The organism is Erwinia sp. PME.40.26/001 (assembly GCF_055556675.1).
Map to the genome: position 1 here is coordinate 1 of NZ_JBVHNP010000446.1, position 235 is coordinate 235.

Annotated in this window: 1 protein-coding gene; it reads left to right on the top strand. The window is 67.2% G+C overall.

The features are described 5' to 3' along the window. Nucleotides 1-235: hypothetical protein (locus ACZ3HG_RS24915; RefSeq protein ID WP_465335231.1), on the top strand; the 235-nt coding region annotated here is incomplete at both ends.

Here is a 235-nt window from a genome sequence, read left to right on the forward strand (position 1 = left end):
ACGGCGGCGGGCGAGGCCCTTGGGCGCGGCATCCCGGATGGCATCAAGAAGAGCGGGCGCGAGCGAGAGGGTGGTGGCACCTTCACCAGCCCAAAAGACGACCCATGGGGGTACATGGTCAGCACTATCTGGAGCAACTTCTGGAACTGGGGCGAGGACATCAGGAACCCGTTCGCCGGCTTCGCAGACGGCGGCTACACCGGTGACGGCGCGAAGTACGACGTCGCGGGCCCCG